The 24821-nt window shown below is 64.1% G+C and carries 22 protein-coding genes, 1 tRNA gene, 1 other RNA gene and 1 pseudogene; 15 read left to right on the top strand and 10 right to left on the bottom strand.

Annotation, left to right across the window (positions count from 1 at the left end):
- Positions 1–30 precede the first annotated feature (30 nt).
- From IEX24_RS20030 to IEX24_RS09890, 4 genes are read left to right on the top strand one after another with little or no spacing between them, the layout of a single operon-like run.
- Positions 31–681, top strand: coding sequence for a pentapeptide repeat-containing protein (locus IEX24_RS20030; protein WP_188678189.1), 651 nt, complete (start codon positions 31–33; stop codon positions 679–681).
- Positions 678–1613, top strand: a complete 936-nt coding sequence (locus tag IEX24_RS20025; RefSeq protein WP_373283850.1) for an ABC transporter ATP-binding protein — start codon at positions 678–680, stop codon at positions 1611–1613. Before IEX24_RS20030 ends, IEX24_RS20025 begins: the two co-directional genes overlap by 4 nt.
- Positions 1589–3166, top strand: a complete 1578-nt coding sequence (locus IEX24_RS09895; protein ID WP_188677561.1) for an ABC transporter permease — start codon at positions 1589–1591, stop codon at positions 3164–3166. Before IEX24_RS20025 ends, IEX24_RS09895 begins: the two co-directional genes overlap by 25 nt.
- Positions 3167–3202: 36 nt before the next feature.
- Positions 3203–3505: a DUF3039 domain-containing protein gene (locus IEX24_RS09890; RefSeq protein ID WP_188677558.1), complete on the top strand. Its 303-nt coding sequence runs from the start codon at positions 3203–3205 to the stop codon at positions 3503–3505.
- Between the two features lie 3 nt (positions 3506–3508).
- On the opposite strand, the gene IEX24_RS09885 is transcribed toward IEX24_RS09890, so the two are convergent.
- Positions 3509–4867, bottom strand: a complete 1359-nt coding sequence (locus tag IEX24_RS09885; RefSeq protein WP_188677553.1) for a nicotinate phosphoribosyltransferase — start codon at positions 4865–4867, stop codon at positions 3509–3511.
- A 51-nt stretch (positions 4868–4918) separates the two neighbouring features.
- On the opposite strand from IEX24_RS09885, the gene murI reads away from it, so the two are divergent.
- From murI to IEX24_RS19555, 4 genes are all read left to right on the top strand, one after another.
- Positions 4919–5764 carry a glutamate racemase gene (gene murI, locus IEX24_RS09880; protein ID WP_188677550.1) on the top strand — a complete coding sequence of 282 codons (846 nt, stop codon included), beginning with the start codon at positions 4919–4921 and terminating at the stop codon, positions 5762–5764.
- Complete coding sequence (rph, locus tag IEX24_RS09875) at positions 5761–6516, top strand: ribonuclease PH (protein ID WP_203585904.1); 756 nt, start codon at positions 5761–5763, stop codon at positions 6514–6516. Before murI ends, rph begins: the two co-directional genes overlap by 4 nt.
- Positions 6517–6520: 4 nt before the next feature.
- The gene (gene rdgB, locus IEX24_RS09870; protein WP_188677547.1) at positions 6521–7156 is read left to right on the top strand and encodes an RdgB/HAM1 family non-canonical purine NTP pyrophosphatase; all 636 of its coding nucleotides are present in this window, start codon (positions 6521–6523) and stop codon (positions 7154–7156) included.
- A gap of 97 nt (positions 7157–7253) precedes the next feature.
- Positions 7254–8177 carry a cation diffusion facilitator family transporter gene (locus IEX24_RS19555; protein WP_203585929.1) on the top strand — a complete coding sequence of 308 codons (924 nt, stop codon included), beginning with the start codon at positions 7254–7256 and terminating at the stop codon, positions 8175–8177.
- 58 nt (positions 8178–8235) lie between these two features.
- Here the strand turns inward: IEX24_RS19555 and IEX24_RS09865 are convergent.
- The 4 genes and pseudogenes from IEX24_RS09865 to IEX24_RS09850 all read right to left on the bottom strand — a co-directional run.
- Positions 8236–9345, bottom strand: a pseudogene (locus tag IEX24_RS09865) (cation:proton antiporter); the annotation flags it as partial.
- Positions 9346–9351: 6 nt separating this feature from the next.
- Positions 9352–10125 carry a DedA family protein gene (locus IEX24_RS09860; protein WP_188677542.1) on the bottom strand — a complete coding sequence of 258 codons (774 nt, stop codon included), beginning with the start codon at positions 10123–10125 and terminating at the stop codon, positions 9352–9354.
- Positions 10126–10179: 54 nt separating this feature from the next.
- Positions 10180–10261, bottom strand: a tRNA-Leu gene (locus IEX24_RS09855).
- A gap of 12 nt (positions 10262–10273) precedes the next feature.
- On the bottom strand, positions 10274–11494 hold the full coding sequence (locus IEX24_RS09850) for an MFS transporter (RefSeq protein WP_188677538.1): 1221 nt from the start codon (positions 11492–11494) through the stop codon (positions 10274–10276).
- Between the two features lie 74 nt (positions 11495–11568).
- Between IEX24_RS09850 and prfB the strand changes: the two genes are divergently transcribed.
- The 3 genes from prfB to ftsX all read left to right on the top strand — a co-directional run bounded on the left by prfB (position 11569) and on the right by ftsX (position 14885).
- Positions 11569–12675, top strand: a complete 1107-nt coding sequence (prfB, locus tag IEX24_RS09845; RefSeq protein ID WP_188678182.1) for a peptide chain release factor 2 — start codon at positions 11569–11571, stop codon at positions 12673–12675.
- Positions 12676–12780: 105 nt separating this feature from the next.
- Positions 12781–13971 (top strand): cell division ATP-binding protein FtsE, encoded by a 1191-nt coding sequence (gene ftsE / locus IEX24_RS09840; RefSeq protein WP_188677535.1) that lies wholly within the window; start codon positions 12781–12783, stop codon positions 13969–13971.
- On the top strand, positions 13968–14885 hold the full coding sequence (gene ftsX, locus IEX24_RS09835) for a permease-like cell division protein FtsX (protein WP_188677532.1): 918 nt from the start codon (positions 13968–13970) through the stop codon (positions 14883–14885). The genes ftsE and ftsX overlap by 4 nt, the downstream gene beginning before the upstream one ends.
- A gap of 70 nt (positions 14886–14955) precedes the next feature.
- Here the strand turns inward: ftsX and IEX24_RS09830 are convergent, their stop codons facing one another.
- The gene (locus IEX24_RS09830; RefSeq protein WP_188677529.1) at positions 14956–16077 is read right to left on the bottom strand and encodes a S1C family serine protease; all 1122 of its coding nucleotides are present in this window, start codon (positions 16075–16077) and stop codon (positions 14956–14958) included.
- Between the two features lie 118 nt (positions 16078–16195).
- Here IEX24_RS09830 and smpB point away from each other — a divergent pair, with 118 nt between their 5' ends.
- Positions 16196–16672, top strand: coding sequence for an SsrA-binding protein SmpB (smpB, locus tag IEX24_RS09825; RefSeq protein ID WP_188677527.1), 477 nt, complete (start codon positions 16196–16198; stop codon positions 16670–16672).
- Between the two features lie 29 nt (positions 16673–16701).
- On the opposite strand, the gene IEX24_RS09820 is transcribed toward smpB, so the two are convergent.
- Positions 16702–17631, bottom strand: a complete 930-nt coding sequence (locus IEX24_RS09820) for an oxidoreductase (protein ID WP_188677520.1) — start codon at positions 17629–17631, stop codon at positions 16702–16704.
- A gap of 136 nt (positions 17632–17767) precedes the next feature.
- On the opposite strand from IEX24_RS09820, the gene ssrA reads away from it, so the two are divergent.
- Positions 17768–18164, top strand: a transfer-messenger RNA (tmRNA) gene (ssrA, locus tag IEX24_RS09815).
- 48 nt (positions 18165–18212) lie between these two features.
- Here ssrA and IEX24_RS09810 read toward each other — a convergent pair.
- Complete coding sequence (locus IEX24_RS09810; protein ID WP_188677518.1) at positions 18213–18506, bottom strand: hypothetical protein; 294 nt, start codon at positions 18504–18506, stop codon at positions 18213–18215.
- Between the two features lie 417 nt (positions 18507–18923).
- Here IEX24_RS09810 and IEX24_RS09805 point away from each other — a divergent pair, with 417 nt between their 5' ends.
- The gene (locus IEX24_RS09805) at positions 18924–20375 is read left to right on the top strand and encodes an amidohydrolase family protein (RefSeq protein ID WP_188677516.1); all 1452 of its coding nucleotides are present in this window, start codon (positions 18924–18926) and stop codon (positions 20373–20375) included.
- A gap of 43 nt (positions 20376–20418) precedes the next feature.
- On the opposite strand, the gene IEX24_RS09800 is transcribed toward IEX24_RS09805, so the two are convergent.
- Positions 20419–21615, bottom strand: coding sequence for a MarP family serine protease (locus IEX24_RS09800; protein WP_188677504.1), 1197 nt, complete (start codon positions 21613–21615; stop codon positions 20419–20421).
- Between the two features lie 111 nt (positions 21616–21726).
- On the opposite strand from IEX24_RS09800, the gene IEX24_RS09795 reads away from it, so the two are divergent.
- Positions 21727–24393, top strand: a complete 2667-nt coding sequence (locus IEX24_RS09795) for a phosphoenolpyruvate carboxylase (RefSeq protein ID WP_188677493.1) — start codon at positions 21727–21729, stop codon at positions 24391–24393.
- Between the two features lie 16 nt (positions 24394–24409).
- On the opposite strand, the gene IEX24_RS09790 is transcribed toward IEX24_RS09795, so the two are convergent.
- Positions 24410–24775 (bottom strand): UBP-type zinc finger domain-containing protein, encoded by a 366-nt coding sequence (locus tag IEX24_RS09790; protein WP_188677491.1) that lies wholly within the window; start codon positions 24773–24775, stop codon positions 24410–24412.
- Between the last annotated feature and the right edge of the window lie 46 nt (positions 24776–24821).

Here is a 24821-nt window from a genome sequence, read left to right as displayed (position 1 = left end):
TAGTGAGTTCAGAAACAGACCATCAAGTCGATGACAGCGAGTCTGGCGGCTCGGCCGTGCCAGATTCCGCACTGCCATCGAGCGCTGAGGGCCCTGATTCGAACGATTCGCCCGAACAGCGCACCTCTACGAAGACTGCCACGCGGCCGCCCGCTCGCCGCGCGCCTGCGAGGCCGAAAACTGCGACGCCTCGAACCAGTGCTGGTGCCGTCGTGGAGAAGGCGCCCGCTCAGCCTCTCGGCGATGAGCCTGCGGCAGATGCACCGGATGCCCGTGCCCCCCGCACCGCCGCACGACGACCGTCTACGGCGAAGAAGCCCGCGCCCAAGGCCGTCACAGAACGAACGGCTGCCCCGCGCACACCGCGCACGGCAACCCCTCGCACGGCAGCCCCGCGCGCCTCGACGCCGCGCACCTCGACGCCGCGAACCGCAACTCCTCGAGCCTCGACACCACGCCCGGCAACTCCGCCCAAGACAACTCCGGTCAAGACAACGGTCGGGGTCGAATCTGTCGAGTTCGAATCTGTCGGGGTCGAATCTGTCGAGTTCGAATCTGTCGAGTTCGAATCTGTCGAGTTCGAATCTGTCGAGTTCGAATCTGTCGAGTTCGAATCTGTCGAAAGCACTCCGGTCGTCGTCGATCTGGCGGTCGTCGAAGAGACCATCATCGACGACGTGATCATTGAAGAGGCGAATCTCGACGGCGTGAACCTCGACGGCGTGATCCTCGACGAGGTGATCGTCGACGAGATCGTGGTCGTCGAATCCGCTGAAGACCACGACCCGAGTACCCACGACGCGGGCCAAGACGACGCAGCCGCCGACGAATCGGCCACCCGCGAACTCGCCGCAGACACCGTTCTTTCGCTCTCTGGTCTGGTGAAGAAGTTCGGCAGCGTCATAGCCGTCGACGGCGTCGACCTCGAAGTGCGGCGCGGCGGCTTCTACGGAATCGTCGGCCCGAACGGCGCCGGAAAGACCACCACACTATCGATGATCACCGGGCTCGTGCGCCCCGACGAAGGCGTTGTGCTCGTGAACGGCCACGACGTGTGGAAAGACCCCGTCGAAGCCAAACGCATCATCGGCGTTCTGCCCGACAAACTCCGGTTGTTCGAACGGCTTACCGGCCGTCAACTGCTGCAGTACTCCGGCTCGCTGCGCGGTCTCAAAGGCCAAGTCGTTCGCGAGCGCACCGACGAACTCGCCGAGGCCTTCGGAATTCACGACGCGCTCAATCGTCTCGTCTCCGACTATTCCGCGGGAATGACGAAGAAGGTCGCTCTTGCGGCATCCATGATCCATTCGCCCCGTCTGCTCGTGCTCGACGAACCGTTCGAATCCGTCGACCCGGTGTCGGCCGACACCGTCACCGAGATCTTGCAGAAATACGTCTCTGCCGGCGGCACCGTCGTGCTCTCGAGCCACAGCATGGACATGATCGAGCGCGTCTGTGACGGCGTCGCCATCATCGTGCACGGCCGCGTTCTTTCAAGCGGTACTGTCGACCACGTCAGAAACGGCTCCACCCTCGAAGACAGATTCATCGAGCTCGCGGGCGGCCACAAAGCAGTTGAAGGCATGGAATGGTTGCTCAGCTCTTTAGATTGAGGCTCGCGCTTCTCGGCAACATCTTCCTCGGCACGCGCACCCGCGTCTTCGGCGTGACCGTGGGCTTGCTGGCCTCGTTGGTCGCCGTTATCGCGGTCTGCGTGCGTGTGATTCGCCTCGGCGACGCAACTGCCAACGCGCAGACCGCCCGAACCGATGTGGTGATCGCCGGCTCGGTGATCGTGCTGGCCTTCGCCGTTGTGCCGCTTATTCTTCAGCGCGCCGACCCGGTCGATCCGCGCCGGTTTGCCCTGTTCGGCATTCAGCCGCGCACACTCGCCATCGCGCTGGTCGTGAGTTCGTTTGCTGCTTTACCGGTCGTGGCTGTCTCGCTGTTCGGCCTGTCGAGCATCGTCACGTGGGCGCATAGCCCTCTCGACGCACTGCTGGCCGTGGTCGGCGCCGCGCTCGGCGTTGCAACCTGCGTTCTGTTCGGCCGCATCTCGTCATCACTGGCGGCCTTCTTGCTGTCAACGCGCCGTGCTCGCGAGATCGCCGGAGTGATCGGCGTGCTGATTCTGGTGCTCCTGGCGCCTGCCGTCGTGCTGGCGCTGAGCCTCAATTGGGGCGAGCCTGGCGACACCATCGGGCAGAACATCGCCGCATTCGTCAGCCTCACGCCGCTCGGCGCCGCCTGGGGCGTACCGGCGGCCGCGGCGAACGGCGATGTCGGGGGAACCTTCTTGTCGTTCATCATCGCCGTAGTGACAGTCGTCGTGCTCTGGCTGGCCTGGCGTGCGCTGGTGACGATGATGCTGCAGTCGAACCGCGTCGACGACGATAGTGCAGAGCCGGCGGGCCTCGGCTGGTTCGCCCGCTTGCCGTCGACTCCGACAGGCTCCATCGCGGCCCGGAGTCTCACCTACTGGTCACGTGACCCCCGCTATTACGTACCGTTGATCATCGTTCCGGTCGTGCCGATCATCATGGCCATTCCGTTCATGCTCGTCGCCTTTCCGGTGACGACATATGCGCTCATTCCGCTGCCGGTGATGTGCCTGTTTCTGGGCTTCATGATTCACAACGACATCGCGCTCGACAGTTCGGCTGTGTGGCTGCACATCGTCTCTGGCCGTCGGGGTCTGGCCGACCGTCTCGGCCGCATGGCGCCGGTCTTTCTGATCGGCTTGCCGCTCATCGGGGTGGGCTCTGTGATCACCGTGTTCTTGGCGGCAAACAGCGCCGCGCTTCCGTCGGTGCTCGGAGTCAGTACCTGCCTGCTGCTCACGATCGTCGGCCTGGGCAGCGTCATCTCCGCTCGCTTTCCCTACGCGGCCACCAGGCCAGGCGACAGCCCGTTCGTGCAGCCTCAGTCGACGGGCTCGACCTCCGTTTTCGTTCAACTCGGCACCGTGCTCGGCACTCTCGTGCTCTCGGCCCCGAGCATCGTGTTCGCCATTCAGGCAGAAGCCGGTGATTCCGGCGCGCACTGGTCGGCGCTCTGGTGCGGAGTAGGCACCGGCGTCGTTGTTCTCATTCTGGGCGCGCTTGCCGGCGGGGCCGTGGTCAATCGCCGAGGCCCAGAGATTCTGGCCAGTTCGCTTCGTAGTTGAGGTAGACCAGTGGATGCCCGGCGGTAGAATTTCGCTATGACCACTTCGCCTCGAGCCTCCATCGCCGACCCCGGATCACCCGGAAGCCTTCCCGACGGCGGCGGCACGGCGACTCTCGAACGCGAGCTCGAAGAACTGCTCGAGGCTGAGCAGTTCGAACCCGGCGACCACGAGCGTTTTTCGCACTACGTGCAGAAAGAGAAGATTCTCGAGTCGGCCATGACCGGCACGCCCGTGAAGGCATTGTGCGGCAAGAAATGGGTTCCCGGCCGCGACCCCGACAAGTTTCCGGTCTGCCCCACCTGCAAAGAGATCTACGAGAAGATGCAGGCTGAGTAGCTCCTAAGCGCTCACATATTCGGTTGGGATGACCGGCTCGCCGCCATGCGCCAGCCGAAATGCCTGAGCGGGCAGTTCTTCGCGTACCTCAGCGTGATGTGCCCGAGCGGCCTCGACACCCCGGACGCCGGTATATCGCTCATCGATGACACCGTCGCGTACGAACACCTCGCTGAGCGCTCTACCATGCTCGAGTTCTGCGTCTGGCACGGGTTCGTCGATATACAGCACCTCGGCTACGGCGGTGCCTTCGGCATCGAGGCGACGCAGTGGCACTTTGCGCCCTCCGATCGACGTCTTCTTGGCCGATCGCTTGGCCACGGGCATCCACTCGCCAGCGCCTGCGCCAGAGCCAGCGCCAGAGTCAGCGCCCGAACCTGCCCCAGCCCGATGCGCCACGAGCTTGTACACCATCCCCGCAGCGACCGACCCGCTGCCCGTCACCAGCGACGTACCGACCCCGTACGAGTCGACGGGCGTGGCCGCCAGAGCCGCGATGGTGTACTCATCGAGGTCGCTGGTCACCGTGATTTTCGTGTCGGTGTTGCCGAGCGCGTCGAGCCTGGCGCGAACCGATGCCACAAGCGCCGGCAGATCGCCGGAGTCGAGCCGCACAGCGCCCAGCGACTGCCCTGCCACCCGAACCGCAAGATGTGCGCCTGCATCGACGTCGAACGTGTCGATGAGCAGGGTCGTGCCCGGCCCCATGGCGGCGACCTGCGAACGAAACGCGTCTTCTTCGGTGTCGTGCAGCAGCGTGAAGGCGTGCGCGGCAGTTCCCATGGTGGGCACGCCCCAGCTGCGGCCGGCTTCGAGGTTCGAGGTGGCGGCGAACCCTGCGATGTAGGCGGCCCGGGCAGCCGCAACCGCCGAGTGTTCGCCCGTGCGCCGAGAACCCATCTCGGCCAACGGGCGCCCGGCTGCGGCCGACACCATGCGCGCGGCGGCACTGGCCACCGACGAGTCGTAGTTGAACACGCTCAAGATGAGCGTCTCGAGAATGACACCTTCGGCGAACGACGACTCCACCGTGAGAATCGGCGACCCGGGAAAGTACAGCTCGCCTTCGCGGTAGCCCGAAATGGTGCCGCTGAATCGGTAGTCGGCCAGCCAGTCGAGAGTGGATGCCCGAACGACGTCATTTGCGCGCAACCACTCGAGCTCGGGCTCACCGAACCGAAAGTCACGGATCAGCTCGAGCACGCGCCCGGTGCCGGCTACGACACCGTAACGCCTGTCGTGGGGCAGCGAACGAGCGAACACCTCGAACAGGCACTCTCTCGCTGCGGTGCCGTCGGCCAGTGCGGCATCGAGCATGGTGAGCTCGTAGCGGTCGGTGAGAAGTGCTGTCGATGAACCCACAGTTCTGAGCATACGGTGTGTGCCGAGCGGGGGCGTATAAGCTTGACGCCCGTGAGCGACGCACCGATTGGCATTTTCGATTCCGGCGTCGGCGGTCTCACCGTGGCCCGCTCCATTCGCGATCAGTTGCCGCGCGAATCGGTGCTCTACGTCGGCGATACGGCTCATTCACCGTACGGCCCGAAGCCGCTCGCCGAGGTGCGCCGCTATGCCCTCGCCGTGCTCGACGACCTCGTCGCCCAGGGCGTGAAGATGCTGGTCATCGCCTGCAATACCGCGTCGGCCGCGATGCTTCGGGATGCCCGGGAGCGTTACTCCGTTCCCGTGATCGAGGTCATTCAGCCCGCCGTTCGCTCGGCTGTTCGAGCAACTCGCAACAACCGCGTCGGCGTTATCGGCACCCTCGGAACCATCAACTCCCGCGCCTATAACGACGCATTCGCAGCCGCCCCGCACCTCGAACTGTTCTCTGCGGCCTGCCCGAGGTTCGTCGACTTCGTCGAGTCGGGTGACACCTCGAGTGCTGAATTGCTTGGGGTTGCGGCCGACTACCTCGCCCCGCTGAAGGCCGCCGCGGTCGATACCGTGGTGCTGGGCTGCACGCACTATCCCTTTCTGAAGGGCGCCATTCGCGTGGTGATGGGCGACGAGGTGACGCTGGTGTCGAGTGACACCGAAACGGCGAACGATGTCTATCGCGTGCTGGTGGAGTTGGGCATCCAACGCACCGGCCGAAGCGTCCCCACCTACCGCTACGAAGCCACCGGCGAGAGCGCCGACGAATTTCTGCGCCTCGCCCACCAGTTTCTCGGCCCGCAAGTCTCGAGCGTCGATCTCGTCGAGACCGGGGTCATCTCACTGCCCGTTTCACCCGCCTTCTTCAAGGAGACCTCATGACCGACACCCACACCACACCACTCGTGCGAAAAGACGGCCGCGGGGTCACCGATCTGCGCGACGTCACCATCGAGCGCGGCTGGAGCACGCAGGCCGAGGGCTCGGCGCTCATCTCGTTCGGCAATACCCGCGTGCTCTGCACCGCCTCGTTCACGAACGGCGTGCCGCGCTGGATGCAGGGCAAAGGCAAGGGCTGGGTCACCGCCGAATACGCCATGCTGCCCCGCGCGACGAACAGCCGCACCGACCGCGAGTCGGTCAAGGGCAAGATCGGCGGCCGCACCCACGAGATCTCACGCCTCATCGGCCGTTCGCTGCGTGCCGTGGTCGACATGAAGGCGCTCGGCGAGAACACCATCGTCATCGACTGCGACGTGCTGCAGGCCGACGGCGGAACCCGCACCGCCGCCATCACCGGCGCCTATGTGGCCATGGTCGACGCCATCGAGTGGGCCCGCGAGAAGAAGTTCATCGGCCAGAAGTCGCAGCCGCTCATCGACAGCGTCTCTGCGGTGTCGGTGGGAATCATCGACGGCACGCCCATGCTCGACCTCGCCTACACCGAAGACGTGCGTGCCGAAACCGACATGAACGTGGTCGTCACCGGCCGCGGGCTGTTCGTCGAGGTGCAGGGTACCGCCGAGGGCGCCCCGTTCGATCGCGCCGAGCTGAACGCACTGCTCGACCTCGCCTTGGGCGGCGCGAACGACTTGGCCGAGTTTCAGCAGCTCGCGCTGAGCGACGGTGAGTGACCGGATGCCCGTGAGCAGCACGTCGCCGGGCACGGTTCCCGCGAGCATCCGTATCGTTCTGGCAACGCACAATCAGCACAAGGTCGACGAATTTCAGAAGATCTTGGGCGCCAGGCTGCCCGAACTCGAAATCGTGAAATACACCGGCCCTGAGCCCGTCGAAGACGGAGTCACCTTCGCTGAGAACGCGCTCATCAAGGCGCGGGCCGCTGCCGAGTTCACCGGTCTGCCGGCGATGGCCGACGACTCGGGTATCTGCGTCGACGTGCTGAACGGTGCGCCGGGTATTTTCTCGGCCCGCTGGGCCGGGCACGGCAAGGGTGATGTGGCCAACCGCGACCTGCTGCTCGACCAGGTCGCCGACATTCACGATGAGCATCGCGGCGCGGCATTCGCCTGCCACATCGCGGTGGTGGTTCCTGGCGTGTTCGAAGACGTGGCCGCGGGCCTCTGGCGCGGCACTCTGGCCCGCTCGGCGAGCGGAACGAATGGGTTCGGCTACGACCCCATCTTCGTGCCGAATGGTCACGACGTCAGCGCAGCCGAACTCGAGCCCGAGCAGAAGAACGCGATCAGCCACCGCGCGCTCGCATTCGAGAACGTGATTCCGCTACTGAGAATGAACGTCATTCCTAACTAGCTCGAACGCTGGTGTCTCGCCGTGCAGGCTGCCTATTCTTGAGGCAGTGGGCGACACGACGCTCCGAACGAAAACCGGATACGAGCGATACGAAGCGATGAGCGACAAACCCGCGGGCCATAGCCACGCACACGGTTCGACCAACCGCGCCAGGCTCGGTATCGCCATCGGCATTGTCAGCCTCGTGCTGCTGGTGGAGATCGGCGGCGCCTACGTCAGCGGCTCGCTCGCGTTGCTCGCCGACGCGGGGCACATGTTCTCCGACCTGTTCGGTCTCATCATTGCGCTCGTCGCCTCGATCATCGCCTTGCGGCCGGCCTCCGATCGCCACACCTTCGGCTTTCAACGCACCGAGGTGCTGGCGGCGCTGATCAACGGCGTCATTCTCATCGGTGTGGGTGTGTTCGTCGCCATCGAGGGCATCTCACGACTCATCACGCCAGAGACCGATAACGTGCAGGGCGGCATCATGCTCGTCATCGCCTCGATCGGGCTAGTGGCGAACATCTGCGCACTGCTGGTTTTGCGCGGGGGAGACACGAAGTCGTTCAACATGCGCGGCGCCTACCTCGAGGTGCTCGGCGACACGGTCGGCTCGATCGCGGTGATCGCCGCGGCCATCGTGATTCTGCTCACCGGCTTCGTGGCTGCAGACGCCATCGCGTCGCTCGCTATCGCCGTCATGATCATTCCGCGTGCGGTGATGTTGTTGCGCGATGTGGTGGGAGTGCTCATCCAGTCGGCCCCGAAAGAAACCGACGTGCAGAAGATTCGCGAACACCTTCTCGGTACCGCGGGGGTCGTCGACGTACACGACGTTCACGTCTGGGCGATCACCTCGGGCGAACCGGTTTTTTCGGCGCACGTCGTGGTCGACAGCCGCATTTTCGCCGAAGGAACTACGGGTGTTCTTCTCGATCAGCTGTCTGAGTGTCTGACTCAGCATTTCGACGTGGAGCATTCGACGTTTCAGCTGGAACCGGCAGAGCATGCAGGTCACGAACACGAACAGCATCGCTGAAGTTTGCCACGGTGACGATGCCGTTGCGCTTTGACAGCGCGACGGCGACCATCGGAAAGATCAGCACCGACAGTGCACCGGCACCCACGATGCTGGCCTCAGCTGCCTCGGTCATGGCGCCGTTGTCGACGCCGATCTCGGTGAGGGCGACGAGCAAAGGCAGAGCGGTGGCCCCGAAGAGCGTGAGTTCGAACCGTTCTCGAACCGGCACGTCATTGCGATACCAGAACAGCGCTGGAGCCCCGCGAATCAGCAGCATCGCCACGAAGAAGATGATGAGTGGTGCGGGGTTCTGCAGAATCGATGTCACGTCGAGCGTCATACCCGAATAGATGAAGAACAACGGAATGAAGAACCCGTAGCCCACGGCATCGAGCTTCACCTCGAGAATCTCCGACCCGCCGGGCGACCAGTGCCGTAAGAGCATTCCGGCCGCGAAGGCCCCGAGAACACTGTCGAAACCGAACGCGTTCGAGACGAAGAGCAGCACGAACAGCAAGGCGATGACGAGCCTCAGCACCAGCTGAGAGGTGGAATGGCGGCGCTTGTCGACCATCTCGAGAAACCACTTGGGCATCAGCGAGAACTTGGCAAGCGAGGCCGCGGCGATGACGCCCAAGAAGATGACGAGAGCGATGAACGCCGCGATCGTGCCGCGGGTGCCGAGAAAAAGAGCCATCGCGATGATGGGCGCGAGTTCGCCGACCGCGCCGGTGGCGATGATGTACCGCCCGAACTTGGTGGCGAACATCCCCTGCTCTTTGAGTATGGGAATCAGCGTGCCGAGCGCCGTGGTGCTGAGCGCGATGGTCAAGACGATGGGCGAATCGATGATGTGCACCGCGTAGAGCCCGAAGACGACGAGCGCCGCCAGCACCAGCGTGCTCAGCCACGCCCAGATGGCGAGTTTGCCGGCCCTTTCGACGAAGATCTTCGGGTCGAGTTCATAGCCCGCCAGCAAGAACAGAAAGCCCATGCCGATGGTCGAGAACAAAGAGATGTCGGTAGGGTCGGCGAGGTGCGCCACCTCGGGCCCGATGATCACACCGCCCACCAGCAGCAGCGCGACCTGCGGAATTCGAACCGGCCCCGGTATGAGGTCGACGATCAGCGGCGCCGCGGCGGCGAGCAGAACGACAACGACGAGTGACGCAAACGCCTCGTTCACGAAGCGTTACTCTGCGCGCTGGTTTTTGTCGTGGTGACGGTCGAACACCGTCGGGTCGAGCAGCAGCTCTTCGGCTGCTCCGGTGGCCTCGACGGTGTCTTCGTCGGCTGAAGCCGCCAGCTTGCGCGACTTTCGTGCAGACGAGACGGTGTGGATGACCGTCGGCACCAGGGTCACCACGACCACCGCCAGCAGCACCACATCGATGTACTTCTCGGTGAAGTCGCGCACCACCGGAATCTGGCCGAGAAAGTAGCCCAACAGAACGAATCCGCCGCCCCAGAGCAGTGCCCCGATGGCGTTGTACAAGCTGTACTTGCGGTAGTTCATCTTGCCGACGCCGGCCGCGACCGGCGCAAACGTACGCACGACGGGCACGAACCTGGCGATCACGACGGCGAACCCGCCGAACCGCTCGAAGAACGCGTTCGTTCGCTCCACGTTCTTGATGCTGAAGAAGCCCGACTCTTTTCGCTCGAAGATGCGCGGGCCTGCTTTGCGGCCGATCAGATACCCGACTTCGCCGCCGAGAAAAGCGGCGAGTGCCACAGCAGGCGCAACGAGCCAGATGGAGATGCCGATGCCACCGGTCGAGTTCTCTTGGGTGCCCGCGAACGTCAACAGCCCCGTGAAGAACAAGAGTGTGTCACCCGGCAGCACAAAACCGATGAGCAGACCGGTCTCGGCGAAGATGATGAAGCAGATGCCGAGCAACGCGAATGGCCCGAACGAGTGAATCAGAGTGTTCGGGTCAAGCCATGGTACGAGTGCGGTATGCAAGGGTCGTGCTCCAGTCGTCGTGCGGCGGCGAGGCGAGGTAAAACGGGTGACGCGTGCGGGAGAAGGGACTTGAACCCTCACGCTCGAAAGCACAGGTACCTAAAACCTGCGTGTATACCAATTTCACCACTCCCGCAGAGAAACACCCTCAGTGTAATGGTTCATACCGGGGAATGTACCGCACCAGAATGCCCGCCCCCACGAAGCCCAGCACCCCCATGACTCCCACGGCAAGCGGCAGCGAAACGAGCGCAACGACCAGCGAGATCAGCAGGGGAGCGGCGGCCGTTCCCAGATCGCCGGTGAACCGAAAGGCTCCCAGAAATGGCGCGGGGTTGTCTTTCGGCGCGAGGTCGGCTCCGAGCGTCATCACGATTCCACTGCCGACTCCGTTAGAGATGCCTAGTGCGATAGTCAGCACGATGAACCAGGTCACGGCTCCGGGCAGGTCATGGGTGAACGCGAGAACGAGTAGGCAGATTCCCATGCCGACCATGCAGGGCACTACGCTCGCGAGCCTGCCGAACCTGTCCATGATCTGGCCGCTCGCGTAGAACAGGGCGAAATCGAGTGCGCCGCCGATGCCGACGATCAGTGCGGTGTTGGCCTCGCTCAACCCCAGACTGACTGCCCAGAGCGGCAGGATGACCGTTCGGCTGGCCCTCAGCGCACCGACGAGCGCGACGCCAGACCCGATGCGAACGAGCAGCCCTCGAAACGAGTAGATCGTTGAAAAGAGCCCGTGCGATTCGCCGACCACCAACCGCTCACCGGCATCCGGTTTCATCAGCTTCTCGGTGGGGTCGGGCACAATCAGCAGCACCACGATGATCGCGACGGCGCAAACGCCCTGAATCCAGAACACCGACTGAGATGTGCCGCTCAGTGCGATGACTGCCGCGCCCAGAAACGGCCCCACGAACCAGCCGAGCCGAAACGTACCGCCGAGGGTAGAAAGCGCTCGCGCGCGAAACTGCGCCGGAACGAAGCTCGTCATGAAGGCGTGCCGGGCCAGGGCAAAAGTCGCAGCGGCGAGGCCGAGCAAGAAGATGCCCGTGCCGAAGAGCCAGGGCGTTGACGCTGCCATGCAGACCAGCACAGCGACGATGGCGAGCACAGCGGCTGAGATCATGGCGCGACGTTCGCCGATTCTGCCCACGACGAAGCCGCTCGGAATGTCGCCGACGAGCTGGCCGACCATGGTCATTCCAGCGATGAAGCCCGCGATGGCGAGCGTCGCGCCGAGGTTTGACGCGATAGCCGGAATCACCGGAATCACCGACCCTTCGCCGATGGCGAACAGCAGAGAGGGCAGCAACGCGGGGAGAGCAATGGAGCGGAACGTGAAGGTCGACTCAGTAGTACTCATCACCTCACGACTTTACTCGCGACGCAGTCTCGCGAGGGCCGCCTACCCAGCATGCCCGGGTAGGCTGGGTGACCGTGTTAGAACTCGACCTCTCTGAGCAGATTGCCGCCCTTCGCTCTACCTTCAGCGACATTCGAACGGTGGTCGATGTCGAAGGCCTGAAGGCGCAGATCGCCGATCTCAGTGAGCAGGCGGGTGTGCCCGACCTCTGGAACGACACCGAGAAGGCCCAGAACGTCACCAGCGCGCTGTCGCACCGGCAAGCCGAGCTCGCCAAGATCATGAGCATCGACTCCCGCCTCGACGACCTCGAGATCATGATCGAGTTGGCCAATGATGAGTCAGACGAAGAGGCGGTGGTCGAAGCCCAGGCCGAATTGTCCAGCCTCACCAAGGTGCTGGGCGAGCTCGAAGTTCAGACGCTGTTGAACGGCGAATACGATCCACGCGCCGCCGTCGTGACCATTCGCGCCGGCGCGGGCGGGGTGGATGCCGCGGACTTCGCTGAAATGCTGATGAGAATGTATTTGCGCTGGGCTGAACAGCACGGGCATCCCACCACCGTGCTCGACACGAGCTATGCCGAAGAGGCGGGTATCAAGAGCGCGACGTTCGAGATCGACTCTCCGTACGCCTTCGGCACCCTCTCTGTAGAAGCCGGCACCCACCGCCTCGTGCGCATGAGCCCCTTCAACTCCGCAGGAAAACGACAGACGAGCTTCGCCGCAGTCGAGGTGGTGCCGCTCATCGAGCAGACTGAAGTGGTCGAGGTTCCCGAGAGCGACATCAGGGTCGATGTGTTCCGCTCAAGCGGCCCCGGTGGTCAGTCGGTCAACACCACCGACTCCGCGGTGCGCATCACCCATCTTCCGACGGGAATCGTGGTCAGCTGCCAGAACGAGAAGAGCCAGATTCAGAACCGTGCCGCAGCACTTCGTGTGTTGCAGTCGCGCCTCCTGCTGCTGCAGCGCGAACAGGAGAACGCGACCAAGAAAGAGCTGGCCGGCAACATCACCGCGAGCTGGGGCGATCAGATGCGCAGCTACGTGCTCGCTCCTTACCAAATGGTGAAAGACTTGCGCACCGACTACGAGGTCGGCAACCCGGCTCACGTGTTCGACGGCGACATCGACGGGTTCATTTCGGCGGGCATCCGCTGGCGCAAACGCAAGCAAGATTAGGTCGTCTGACCATGCGCTCACTGATCGCTCAGGCTTCTCCAAGCCTTGCGATTGGGCGAGTCGCTGTGCCGCAATCGAACTGTCGCTGCTTAGGCTCGTCACGAAATGATTCGATTCGACCACGTATCCAAGATGTACAAGGGCACGGCGAAGCCCGCGCTCAACACGATCGACCTCGAAATTCTGCGAGGTGAGTTCGTCTTTCTCGTCGGCGCTTCAGGCTCCGGCAAGTCGAGCTTTCTGCGGTTGGTGCTGAAAGAAGACCGGCCCACCAGCGGCAGCATCCACGTGCTCGGGCAAGACCTCGGGTCGATCTCGTCGCGCAAGGTGCCGTACTTCAGGCGCAACCTCGGCGTAGTCTTTCAAGACTTCCGGCTGCTGCCCAACAAGAACGTCTTCGACAATGTGGCTTTCACGCTTCAAGTCATCGGCAAGTCGCGCGGGTTCATTCAAGAAGCGGTTCCGGATGTTCTTGCCATGGTCGGTCTCGCCGAAAAAGCAAACCGGCTGCCCCACGAACTCTCGGGTGGTGAGCAACAGCGTGTGGCCATCGCCCGCGCGGTGGTGAACAAGCCCGCCATTCTGCTCGCTGACGAGCCGACAGGAAACCTCGACCCCGTCACCAGCGCCGGCATCATGAACGTGCTCGACCGCATCAACGCCGGCGGCACGACCATCATCATGGCGACGCACGATAACGCCATCGTCGACCAGATGCAGCGTCGCGTCGTCGAGCTCGTCAGTGGGTCTGTCGTACGCGACGATCGCGTGGGCGGGTATGGCGTCACCACCGAGATCAGCCTGCAAGACAGTGGCATGACGGCCGAGATCACCCGGCCCGACCCGCTCTCGCTGCGCATGCAGGCCACGGGAGCCATCGAGCGGCCGGTCATTCCCGCGGCCGCCGCGCCTGCTGCGGTGGCGGTTGCTGTGGAGGTCATCGAGCGTTCGGCCGAGAGTGGTGCTGCCGAGCATCCTGCAGCCCTGCCTGTGGTGCCGCGCGTGCCTACGTCGTCGATTGCTGTGGCGCGGCCGGTCGAGAGTGAGCCGCTGTTCTTCCCGTCGGCGCCCGCGCCGTCACCGTCGGAGGATGCGGCAGCGGCAGCCGCGCCGGCTGCGGCACCCGAACAGGCTGCTGCAGCGGCAACCACGCCGGCACCCGCCGCCCCCCAGCCTTCAGACCCCATCGAAGACCTCACCACCGGCCAGATCAGCCTCGCCGAGAAGCTCGGCCTGCGCGCTCCCGGTGAGAACCATGACCCGACTCGAGACCAGAACGTGGGCCCCACCTCGTGAGATTCGCACTCATTCTCGGCGAGGTCGGCACCGGCCTTCGCCGCAACATGGCCATGGTCATTTCTGTGGTGCTTGTCACCTTCATTTCACTGACGTTCGTGGGTTCGGCCATTCTGCTGCAGATGCAGATCGGTCAGATGAAGGGCTACTGGTACGACAAAGCCCAGGTCGCGGTTTACATGTGCACAGCTACGTCGGGCAGCGCCAACTGCGCCAACGGCGAGGCGACCGACGACCAGATCGCGGCCGTCGACGCCCTGCTGAAGGGCTCGACTCTCGCTCCCTTCATCAAGACCTACGAGTTCGAGAACCACGAGCAGGCCTACGAGAAGTTCAAGGCGCAGTTCGCCGGCAACGATGTCGCGCAGTATGTGACGCCCGACCTGCTGAACCAGACCTTCTGGATCAACATGAACGACCCGCAGCAATCCGACGTGCTCGTCGAGAGCCTGTCGAGCCAGCCCGGCGTCGATAGCGTGGTCGATCAGCGAAGTTATCTCGAGCAGATCTTCAACATTCTCAACGCAGCCAGTTACACCGCCATCGGCATCGCGCTTCTGATGCTCGTGGCAGCCGTGTTGCTAATCGCCACAACGATCAGGTTGTCGGCGTTCTCGCGTCGAAGAGAGATCGGCATCATGAGGCTGGTGGGGGCATCCAATCGGTTCATTCAGACGCCCTTCATACTCGAGGGTGTGATCGCCGCGCTCATCGGGTCGGTGCTGGCGGGTGCAACCGTCTGGGCGATTGTGCACTTTTTCGTGCAGGGCTACCTGACCACTCAGCTGCCGTTGACCGCCTTCGTCACGGTTCAGGATGCCCTGTGGATCGTAGCTCCCGTACTGATCGTGCTCGGGGTGCTGCTTGCCGCCGTCTCGGCCAAGTTCGCCATCACGCGGTACCTTCGCGTATAGCCTTCGCGCAACAAGCCAGTCTGCCCTCGTACCTGCCTCACGTTTCGGCCGTCAGGCTACGGCCGTCACGCTACGGCGCCGCCACCAAGGTCACCGATGTGCTCGAGGTCACTCCACGCCGAACAAAGGTGACTGCAACGGTATCGCCGACCGCTTTCTCCTGCACGAGCGTGGTGATCACGTCGCTGCTCGTCGCCGGGCCGCCGTCGATGGTCGTGATGATGTCGCCTTCACGTAGGCCCGCAGCATCCGCGGGGCCGCCTGGCACGACAGATTCGATGAAGAGCCCTGGGGCAACGCCGAACTGCTTGGCAGTGGCAACAGGAATGAGCGACACCTCGGCGCCGAACCATGGAGTGCGCACGCCGCCGCCAGACTTGATGTCGGCCACGATCGAGTTCACGAGATTTACCGGCACAGCAAATCCGATGCCGACGCTGCCGCCGCCCGCATCGCCCGACGCGTTCGGAACGGTGGCGATGGCCGTGTTGACGCCCACGAGGGCCCCGGAGCAGTCGACGAGCGCACCGCCCGAGTTACCGGGGTTGATGGCGGCGTCGGTCTGAATCGAGCCGACGAGGGTGGTCGTCGTGCCGTTGTCACTCGGGGCCGTCACGTTTCGGTCGAGGGCGCTCACGATTCCCGCGGTGACGGTGTTCGACAGGCCGAGCGGGGCACCGAGAGCGACGACGGGCTCGCCAACCGACACGTTCGACGAGTTGCCGATCTGGATGGTCGGAAGCGCCTTATCGGTCGAGACCTTGAGTACGGCGAGGTCTGACACAGGGTCGCGCCCCACGAGCGTGGCGTCGACGGATTCTCCGCTCGAATACAGCACGCTGATGCTGCCGGAGTTCGCCGCGCTCGAGATGACGTGGTTATTGGTGACGATGTATCCGTCGGTGGTGAGAATTTCGCCTGTGCCGACGCCGTTACCTCCCGGAGCCTGCACTTGAACAGTGACGATCGCGGGCAGCACCTGAGTGGCGATCGATTGGGCGTTGCAGGTGTTCGCTGGTCGCCAAGCCGTGGCGACCAAGCCACCGAGTACGCCCGCCACCACCGCGATAGCCAAGCCGCCGGCCGCGATCGCCCAGAACCGCGACGTGCGCCACCATCGTTTGCGTACGGGAGCCTGGCCCGGGTGCGCCTGGTCGGGGGCCGTTTCGTCGGCGGGGCTTGGGTCTGTCATGGCTCTGTGCTGCTTTCGCATCGGGTGAACATGGGGCGTGGCATTCGATAGACTAGTGGGCTGCAGAGCGCGCTGTGCAGAGCATCCATCGTCAGATTTCAACCATTCAGGAGTAACCGTGCCACGCGAACGCGGAGAAAAGGTCGTCGCGACCAACCGCAAGGCGCGCCACGACTACACCATCGAAGACACTTATGAAGCGGGTCTCGTGCTGACCGGCACCGAGGTCAAGTCGCTGAGGGCCGGGCGGGCATCCCTTGTCGACGGCTACGGCTACATCGACGGGGGAGAAGCGTGGCTCGACGCCGTGCACATTCCCGAATTCAATCAGGGCTCGTGGAACAACCACCCGCCCCGCCGTAAGCGCAAAATGCTGCTGCACAAGGCGCAGATTCTGAAGATTCACAACAAGGTCAAAGAGGGCGGTTACACCCTCGTGCCGCTGCGCCTCTACTTCAGCGACGGCCGCGCCAAGGTCGAGCTGGCGGTAGCCAAAGGCAAGCGTGAGTACGATAAGCGCCAAACCCTGCGCGAACGTCAAGACAAGCGCGAGGCAGACCGCGCCATGGGCACGCAGCGCAACCTCGGCGACTAGCCGCGGCGTAGCTCGTCGACTAGCCGCGGCTAGAAGCTGAGCGGCACGCCCGTCATGGTCTCGGCCATGCTCCAGAGGGTACTGGCCGAGTGGATGTCGCGGGAGCGGTTCTTGGCCCGCACCACTGTGGGGCTGCCTTTCAGCTGCCGCCAGCCGGCTGGGCCCCAGTATTCGCCACCGCGGGCCACGGGGTCGGCTGCCGCGCGCACGGTCGGCAGCGCGCCAGCGTCTTTGCCCTGGGCGAAGGTGCCGAGGGCGGCGCGCACGAGAACGTTCGATCGGCTGCCGTTCGTGATTCCGGGCCGGGCTGCACTCAGCCCGTCGAGCGAGAAGCCAGGGTGCGCGACCAGACTCTCGGTCGACAGCCCCGCCGCCCGCAGTCGCCGGTCGAGCTCGAATGCGATGAGCATCACCCCGAGCTTCGAGCGGCTGTAGGCCCGAAAGCTGCCGTAGTTCTGGTCGCTCATGACGTCGGCGAGATCCATTTCGTTCATCTCGTGCGAAATGCTGCCGAGTGAGACCACGCGCGAGTTCTCGGTGGCCAGTAGTGTCGGCATCAGCCGAGCCGTGAGCGCGAAGTGACCGAGCACGTTCGTGCCGAACATGAGTTCGAAGCCGTCTGAGGTGAAGCCGCGCTTCGACGCGCCCAGCACGCCGGCGTTGTTGACGAGCACGTCGATGGGCTGCGCTGACAGCTCGGTGGCGGCGCGCTCGATCGAGGCAAGGTTCGCCAGGTCGAGCTTCACCCAGCTGACGTCGGCGAGGGGTGCCCGAGTCAGAATAGACGCGATGGCCGAGGTGGCCTTCTGCTCGTTGCGCGCCGCGATCACCACAGAGGCGCCGCGCCGCGCGAGAAACTCTGCAGCCCAGTAGCCGAGGCCCGCGTTGCTGCCCGTGATGACGAATCGTTTTTCGGTGAGAAGAGGCAGTCGGGCGGGAGTCCAGAGCGCAGTCGTCATGAGGTGAGATTAGTGCATATACTAGAGGGCTGCCTGAGCGCAGCGGTTAGATTGACAACTCAACAGCGCGTGATAGTGGCCCGAGTCTGTGCGCCGTTTCGATCTCTTTCGAAATAGTCGTACACAGCTCGTTCAGGGGGATGATCGGTTTCGACATTGCCTGAGTGAGTGTGAGAAGCGGGCCGAGGATGCACAGTTATCTCGCAAACGATCTGTGCAAACAATAAGTGCCAATCAAAAAAGCACTGTTCCGGCCACCAAGGCCGCTTTCGCTCTCGCAGCCTAAGCTCCTTGTAGCCGCTTAAGGAACCGTCAGACCGGGAATGCCCTCTACCCGGAGCCTGGCGTTATCTAGAGGGATTGCTTGTGCACTGAGCCTCAGGGTGCACAGGGACTTTTACTGAGACTGGGCTCGTCGATCTAGCTGCCAGTGGCAAAGATCGGAGCCGAGTAGAACGCCTGCACTGGCTACACCCGTAGAAGGCACACGACCACAGCAGTGGACGGGGGTTCAATTCCCCCCATCTCCACCGCCGGCCCCTGTCACGCGCTGTCGAGCATCCCTCTTGTGGTGGCTGTCGTCACTCTGGCTGTGCAGGGTTTCGAGTGCGACGAACGTGGGCTGCGGCCACACGGTGTGCGAACTTGCGATGTGCAGCCTGCCGCGAAGTGCCGAGCACGACGCTGATGGCCTCCCACGAATCGCCGGCGTCGTGAGCTTCGGCGACAGCGCGTTCGAGTGCATCTCCGGCGTTCTCAACTGCCGTGAGGGCGTCGCCGATAGCACGAAGATGACTCCCGTCTTTCATCGGCGACTGAGTCGGCTCGAACGAGTCGAGCCACTTTTCTGCGCTCGAGCGCGGATCTGATTTCATGATTCTCTCCTCACAGGTAGTGATAGAACTGCGGCCGCAGTAAGTCTGCGTGGATTATGCGGTTGGGTTGCGGCGACGGCACCGCCACGATTTCGAGAAAGCGCCCGTGGCGGTCTGTGCCGATGATGAATATTCGAGACTCGCCGTCGTAATCGTGTTCTAAATATCGGATTGTGTTTACGCACTGCGTGAGCAATGTCGGCATCAAGTACCCCATGCTTGCGGGCGCTCGGTGCAATTATCATTCTGTCATCATAGCGATGACAATCGAAAATAGCGAATAAAGCTCAGAAAAAGACCATCTGCCGGCGGAGGCCCAGCTGCGTCTGAGCTGCGTCTCGCCTGCGTCTGAGTTGCGTCGCGGCCGCGTTGCATTCGCGTAACGTGTTCGTCTTTTTTGCCGGATAGCGTGTGGCCATGCCCGCACCCTCACCCGCCCTCACTATTGTCAACGCCGTGATCATCACGATGGCCGATGGGGCCGAGTGGTTCAGAGGGTGGATGACCGTGGGCGACGACGGCCGCATAACAGGTTTGGGCGCGGGGGAGCCGCCCGAGCCTCCGCAGGCCGAAACCAGCGACGCGGTAGAGGGCGACACCGCAGCCGCAGCAGGCACCAGCGCAGCACCCACCGGCGAAGTGCTCGACGCCAACGGCGCCTTCGTCGCGCCCGGGTTCATCTCGGCGCACAGCCACATCTTCACCTCTGGCATGCGCGGCATGACCCCGGGCGACAACCTCTACGGGTGGGTCGGCGAGCAGTCGACGTTCATCTCAGGCGCCGGCGAAGACGACATCTACTGGTTCACCCTGCACGGCTGCCTCGACTTCATCGGCAACGGCATCACGAGTGCGTACAACTTCACCGATTCGCGCATCGTGGGCCGTTACGACGCCGCAACCGACCGCCGCGAGATCTTCGACGTCAGAAGCGAACGCTACCTGCAACGGCAAGTGGATGCCGCACGCCACTCCGGCCTTCGAGTGCTCACCTCGATCAGGCTCGACAGCGAATTTCAGCCGCCCGAGCAGGCCTTCGAGGTGTTCGCCGACGCGGTGGCCTACGTGGAGCAGAACGTGCCGACCGAGCTGAACCTCGGCACGAGCGTGTTCGGCGCCGTGCAATGGTCGGAGTCTGAGCAGGCGGCGCGCGACGAGGTTCGCGCGATGGACGCGCACGGCATCGGCAACCAGGCCCACTTTCTCGAGACGAGTGAGGCGCTCGACCAGCAGCGTGAAAAGTTTCGCTGGTACGAAGAGGCGGGTGCGCTGCGTGACGGGTTCTTGTTCGGCCACTTCGTGCACCCCGATACCTCAATGGCCGAGAAGGCCGCGAGTTCGGGCAGCGGAATGGTGTGGCAGCCCACCTCGAACGGCCGGCTCGGCTCGGGCGTCGCCGACATTGTGCGCTACCGCGACCTCGGCATGCCCATCGGCGTCGGTCTCGACGACCAGTCGTGCACCGACATCTCTGACCCGTTTCAGAACATGCGCATCGGCATGTACACCCAGCGCGCCGTGCACCAGAACGCCTCGGTGCTGATGCCGCGCGACATGCTGCGCATGCACACGCTCGGCTCGGCCGAAGCACTCGGCGTCGCAGACCGCGTCGGCAGTCTCGAGGTGGGCAAGTTCGCTGACTTCGTGGTGGTGAATCCGTCGTCGCCCGACACTGGCCCCGTGTGGGATGTGTACGCCAGCTATGCCTTCGCGTGCGGCCTGCGCAACCTCGAGAAGGTCTACATCGGGGGAGTACTCGTGTCGCAGAACGGTGTCTCCGTGCATCCACACGCCACAAGCGCCTCGGCCCACCTGCACGACCGCGTGCGCGCCGCCGCAGCCCGAACGGGCCTCTCCCTCGCTTGGTAAGCGAGAAGCCTGGTCAGTGACAGGCCTGGTCAGACAGATGTCGCTAGTCGGTCTGGCAGGCGCCTGACGAGACGGGGTCGGATGCCCCAACCTCCGCCACGACGGGCGCGAGTTCGTTGAGCGTGAGGGCGTACCCCGTATCGGCGTCTGACGTCGATCTCGCGAAGACCACGCCCACCACCTTGCCGCTGCTGTCGAAGAGGGGCCCGCCGGAATTTCCCGGCAGCACCGTGCCGCGCAACGAGTAGATCTCGCGGGTCACCGTTTCTTGCCCGTAGATGTCGAGCCCGACGGCCTGCACCACCTGACGCACTCGCGCCGTCGCTGTGGTGTAGGGTCCGTTCTCCGGGTACCCGGCCACCACGGCGGAGTCGGAGGCGCCGAGCTCGGTGCCGAGCGCGAGTGGCGAAACGTTCAGGTCGGGCACGTCGAGCACGGCCAGATCTCGTTGCGGGTCGTACACCACGAGGGTGGCGGCCATCAGCGACCCCGAGCCGTTGGCTTGCACGAAGATGTCGGTGCTGCCGGCTACCACGTGTGCGTTTGTGATGACGCGGTTCGCTGAGACGACCCAGCCGCTGCCTTCGGCGTCGTTGCCGCAGTTCGGCGCCGACGAGAGCACCTTCACGACGCCGGCAGATGACGCCGAAACCGCATTCGGCACCGTGGGGTCGGGCGCCTGCGCCCCCGCGATGAACTCAGCACCGTCGGCGAAGACGGTCGGAAAGCCCGCACTGCCGAGAGCACTGTCGAGCGTGCCGAGCGCGGCGGTGGCAGGCACGGGCGCGATGGAGTTCAGCGCCCTGACCACTTGAGACGAATTGACCAACTGAGTCGCCTGCAACTGCCCCGTCGAGAGCAGAAAGCCGCCCGCGAGCCACACCACCACAGCCCACGCCAGCACGCCGATGAGCGCGCCGCCCAGCGAATCGATGCCGCGCACCACCTTCACCCGCCCGAAGGCGCGCCGAATGAGCGTTGCCGCAGCCCCCAGCACCGACGAGCCGATGACGATGCACAGCACGAACACGGCGCCCGCGGCGATCGAGCGCTGCAGGGTGCTTGTCCAGCCGTATTGAACGAGCAGATCGACCATGACCGGCGCGACGAGCGTGGCGACGTAAGCGCCCAGAGCGATGCCCACCAGTGACGCCGCCATCACCACAGCGCCGCGCGCCCAGCCGCCGGCAATGGCGAGAAGGGCCGCGACCACGAGAACGATGTCGACGGCGAGTTGCATAGCTCTCAATGTCTCGTGCCAAGCTGAACAAACCCTGCGCCACGTCGGCTGGCACGTCGATCTGCGACCCACGTAACATGCTGTCAATATGCAGGCGCTAACTTGGTGTTTGTGACTATCGCAGAAGAACCCCACGTCGGTTCAGATCTCAGCCGCAGCGCCATCAGTGACGAGGTCGATGAAGACCTGCGTTCAGACGTTCGCCTGCTCGGCAGCCTGCTGGGCCGAGTGCTCAGCGAAGCCGGCGGCCTCGACTTGCTGAGCGATGTCGAGAAGCTGAGATCGCTCACCATCGAGGCCTACGAGCACGAGAACAACACCTCCATCGAAGACGCCGAGCGCCTCGTCGAGTCATTCACCCCCGAGCGCGCCGAGCAGATCGCCCGCGCCTTCACCTGCTACTTTCACCTCAGCAATCTCGCCGAAGAGCACCACCGCGTGCGGGTGCTGCAGGCTCGGGATGCCCAGGGCGACGCCGTGGCGACCGACTCCCTCGCCGCGGCAATCCAACGCCTCGAGGCAGAGGTCGGCGCGGCCGAAACCGCCACTCGCCTGAAGGGGCTGCGGTTTCACCCGGTTCTGACCGCTCACCCCACCGAGGCTCGTCGACGTGCTGTCGCATCATCCATTCGCCGCATCAGCGAACTGCTCGCCGAGCGCGATGTGCTTCAGCCGGGTACCCTCGGCAGCAGCGAGAACGATCGTCGCCTGCTCGAAGAGATCGACGTGCTCTGGCGCACCTCGCCGTTGCGCACCACCCGGCCGACGCCGCTCGACGAAGTTCGTACGGCCATGAACATCTTCGACCAGACCCTGTTCGAGATCGTACCGCGCGTCTACCGGCTGCTCGACGACTGGCTGCTCGGCAGCGATGCCGGCGCAAAGCCGACCGAGGCCCCAGCCTTCATGCGGCTCGGCAGCTGGATCGGCGCCGACCGCGACGGCAACCCCTTCGTCACGGCGGCGGTGACGAAATCGGCCGCCGCCATCGCCTCAGAGCACGTTCTGCTCGGCCTCGAGCACGCCGCGACGCGTATCGGGCGCACCCTCACCCTCGATTCCGCTGACACTCCAGCCGACAAAGCCTTGAACTCCCTGTGGGCTCGGCAGCGCAGCTTCGCCGGTGAGGTCACGGCTCAGGTGGGCACCCGTGCGCCGAACGAGCCGCACCGCCGAGTGCTGCTGGTGATTGCTGAACGAATCGCGGCGACCCGCCTGCGCAACGCCGACCTGGCCTACGGCGCCCCCGAAGAACTACTGACCGACCTGCGCATCTTGCAGACGTCGCTTCGCTCGGCCGGTGCCGACCGCAGCGCGAACGGCGAACTGCAGAACCTCATCTGGCAGGTCGAGACGTATGGCTTTCACCTCGCCGAACTCGAGGTGCGCCAGCACTCGAAGGTACACCGACAGGCCCTCGAAGAGATTCGCGCGGGTGGCGAACTCAGCGAGATGACGACCGAGGTGCTCGACGTGTTCGGCACCATTTCGTACCTGCAGAACCGTTATGGTCTGCGCGCGTCGAGACGGTACATCGTGTCGTTCACGCAGTCGTCAGAAGACCTCGGCAACGTCTATGCGCTCGCTGAAGCCGCTCTCGGCTCTGCCGAGGCAGCGCCTACGCTCGACGTGATTCCGTTGTTCGAGACCTTCGACGACCTGAACGCCAGCACGACGATTCTGGCCGAGATGATCGAGCTCGAGCCAGTGAAGGCGCGGCTCGAAGCGACCGGGCGCAAGCTCGAAGTGATGCTCGGCTACTCCGACTCGTCGAAAGACGTCGGGCCCGTGTCGGCAACGCTCGCGCTCTACTCCGCGCAGTCGCGAATCGCGCAGTGGGCGAAAGACAACGACATCGTCTTGACACTCTTCCACGGTCGCGGCGGTGCCCTCGGGCGAGGCGGCGGCCCGGCCAACGAAGCCGTTATGGCGCAGCCGCCCGGGTCTGTCGAGGGCCGCTTCAAGCTCACCGAACAGGGTGAGGTCATCTTCGCTCAATACGGTGACAAGACCATTGCCGCCCGGCACATCGAGCAGATGGCTGCCGCAACCTTGCTCGCTTCGAGCCCGTCGAACGAAGAAGAGAACCGCGCGGCGACCCTCGACTTCGAAAGTGTTGCGGCGACGATGGATGCCCGCTCACGCCAACGCTTTTACGAACTCATCAAGGCTGACGGTTTCGCGCCCTGGTTCGCGCAAGTAACCCCGCTCGAAGAGGTCGGTCTGCTCGCGCTCGGCTCCCGCCCGGCTCGCCGCGGGCTTTCGATCGAATCGCTCGAAGATCTCCGAGCAATTCCGTGGGTTTTCGCCTGGACGCAGGCCCGCATCAACCTGACCGGCTGGTTCGGCCTCGGTTCGGCACTGGCAGCGGTGGGCGATGTGGATGTTCTGCGCGACGCCTACGCACGCTGGCCGCTTTTCACGGCAATGATCAACAACGTCGAAATGTCGCTCGCCAAGACAGACGACCGCCTCGCAAAGCGCTACTTAGCGCTCGGCGACCGTGACGATCTGGCCGAGTTGGTGCTCGAAGAGATGGCTCTCACCCGGGAGTGGGTGCAGCAGACGACGGCCCATTCCGAACCGCTCGAAGGCCGCCCCGTGTTGCGCCGGGCCGTGCGCCTGCGGAGTCCGTACGTCGACGCACTCTCGTTGCTACAGCTTCGTGCGCTCAAGTCGATTCGGGCATCCGGCAGCGCAGACCCGGCCGATGAACCGCACCAGCTGCTGCTGCTCGCCGTGAACGGAGTGGCAGCCGGCCTGCAGAACACGGGCTAGCTGCTGCCGGGTGACGCTAGTTCAGCAGCTGCTCCCAGTTCGGCGGCACGTGGCCCTCGGGCCCGGGCGTCGGCTGGTCGAGCGGGTGGTGCACCGCGGGAGCAAGCTCGGGGCCCTCGGTGTAATCGTCGGTGCGGTAATCCCACATCCACGATTCACCCGGCTCGAAGGTCTGCATGATGGGATGCCCGGTGCTCTCGAAGTGGTGGGTAGCATGTTGTGACGGCGACGAGTCGCAGCACCCCACGTGCCCGCATTCCGCACAGCGGCGCAAGTGCAGCCACCACCCCGACACGGGGTCGCAATCGGCACACCCCGCACCGCTCGGGCCGATTTCTGGGTCGATTCCATTCGAAGCGCTCACACTAGGATCGTAAACCATGACCGATACATCGGATTCATCACTGCGGCCCTCTGCACGGGCAGTT

The sequence above is a fragment of the Subtercola lobariae genome (genome assembly GCF_014640255.1).
Classification (GTDB): domain Bacteria; phylum Actinomycetota; class Actinomycetes; order Actinomycetales; family Microbacteriaceae; genus Subtercola; species Subtercola lobariae.
This window is presented reverse-complemented; position numbering and strand designations above follow the sequence as displayed.